This window comes from Marinobacter sp. EhC06 (assembly GCF_001650915.1).
In the GTDB taxonomy this organism is placed as follows: domain Bacteria; phylum Pseudomonadota; class Gammaproteobacteria; order Pseudomonadales; family Oleiphilaceae; genus Marinobacter.
In genome coordinates this window covers 1-2,011 of sequence record NZ_LXYO01000029.1, presented here as the reverse complement: position 1 = coordinate 2,011, position 2,011 = coordinate 1, and the positions used below count along the sequence as shown (strand labels likewise).

At 53.1% G+C, this 2,011-nt stretch carries 2 protein-coding genes; both read right to left on the bottom strand.

Annotated elements, in window-relative coordinates; all coding sequences use genetic code 11:
* Positions 1–495 precede the first annotated feature (495 nt).
* Positions 496–1,356 carry an alpha/beta fold hydrolase gene (locus A8B84_RS15860; RefSeq protein WP_064229045.1) on the bottom strand — a complete coding sequence of 287 codons (861 nt, stop codon included), beginning with the start codon at positions 1,354–1,356 and terminating at the stop codon, positions 496–498.
* Between the two features lie 128 nt (positions 1,357–1,484).
* Positions 1,485–2,011, bottom strand: a 527-nt coding sequence (locus A8B84_RS15855) for a VOC family protein (protein WP_201257902.1), incomplete at its 5' end; no start/stop codon positions are given.

Sequence of the window (2,011 nt, the reverse complement as noted above, 5' to 3'; positions counted from 1 at the left end):
CGGGTTCTCCTGCAATTCAAACAGGACTATCCTGAGGTGAAGGTTTTCAGATTTAGCTTACATTAGCCCAGTTGGTGCTTTGCGAGGTATATTGGCCTGCGAAGTCACTGTTTATCGACCCCTCCTCTTGATTGCAAGCACTTTGTTTGATCGCGACTGAGGTACGACTGCCTACGTGTATCCGGTCTCTTTAATGATGCCGTCTTGTAGCCATCAGACCCTGATGGACTATCCGCGCACTGGCTCCCAATTGATTCAGCGAGCTTAAGGCTCATCGTGATTACGGGGTTTTCCAGTGCCGGTTCGACCTGTTAGCCAAGTTCACCGGATCTCGCGGGAAATCCCAGGCCCGCTCGCTACCGCGAAGCGGTTTAGTTCAACATCAATTATGTTGTCTTCGTCACGGCTTTGGTCAGTGGAGGAGACAGACGGCTTCCTGCTTGACCATAGCTTCGCAGAAAGCGTCAACAAAATAATGGATTCTTTGCTTATCCATTACATGTCTCGAGTAGTGGCCTGATCCCCTTCGAGCAGAAAATCATTGACCAATCGGGCAAAACGGTCGGCGTGCTCAATCTGGGTCCAATGTCCGCAGCGACCGAACACATGGAGTTGAGCGCGATCTATCAATTCCGCGAGCTTGTAAGAGACCTCCAGCGGAATGACTTCATCTTCGCGACCATGCAGAACCAGCGTTTCGTGGGGCAATCTGCGGATGCTTTCTTCTTTGCTGGCCAGGTTGTCCACCCAGCGCTGGCGAGGAGCCGGGAACATAGCGGCAAACGACTCCTGGAACCCCGGGCGAATGCTTGCCTGATAACGCATTTCAATCAACTCATTGGTGATCAAGCTTTTATTAAAAGCAAACACATCCATCAAGCGGCGCATGTTTTCCCGTGACGGCTGGTAACCCCAGCCCTGATCCAGCCCCTTCGTGATCGGGAAACTGACACCCACTGAACCCATCAACACTAATCGACGGACACGGTCTGGGTGCTCAATGGCTAGGGCCAAGGCCAGACTACCGCCGAAGGAGTTGCCGATCAGATCAACCTGTGCAAGACCCAGTTCATCCATCACGCCCACCGCGTGCTTCATCCAGCGCTCGCGGTTGTAGATCTGGTCGTCCGGACGTTCGCTGTATCCAAAGCCCAGCATGTCCGGCGCCACCACACGGCGATGCTTGGCCAGCTCAGGAATCAACAGGTGCCAATTCGCCCAAGCGGTTACGCCGGGGCCCGAACCGTGGATCATCATCACCGGGAAACCACCCTCACCATAGTCGTGTAGGTTTGTGCGGTAGCCTCCCGCAGATATTTCACTCCCAATTTCTGGGCTATCTACATAAGTGTGCATGATTATCTTACCATTCAATCCAGATATTTTTATGTCAATGTAGGCCTATAACGAATCAGCACTACCCCGGTAGCGGATGCACACTAGAATGCTTACCGCCAGGCCTTTGGCCTCCTCTACCGCACCAGTTAGGTCAAAACGTGTATAAAACGCTCGTTAACTTGCCGGTCGTGATAGAAGAGCGCTTTGCCCATTTCTTCAGAATTCCAAGTGACTGGCTCGTGATCCGGATAGAAGTAATCACCTCCACAAAACACTTCATTACGGTTGCCTGAAGGGTCAAAGAAGTAAGCGGTCTTACCATGAGTTACGCCATGACGGGTCGGTGCAACGTCAATGGAGGTATCGGTCATGGTGATCAGGTCCGCCGCGCGCAGCACTTCCTCCCAGGTTTCCAGCCAGAAAGAGGCATGGTGGAATTTCCCCTTCTCCTCATGGTAGATGAACGCAACGTCGTGTGCCTTCATAGACACCGTAAAGAACTGCGCAATCCGGGAGCCTTCATGGTCCACTAACTGCTCAGCCAAGTCGAAGCCCAGTACGTTCACGAAAATGTCGTGGGTGGCCGCTAGCTCTGGACCGCAGAACGCGCAGTGATCAAAACGTACGGCTTTCATGCCCCGCAGACCACGGGGCCAGGCCTCCGGATTAACAC

Excerpts from the sequence above, each read along its gene's own strand:
- A8B84_RS15860 (WP_064229045.1), bottom strand. The coding sequence starts at position 1,356 with ATGCACACTTATGTAGATAGCCCAGAAATTGGGAGTGAAATATCTGCG.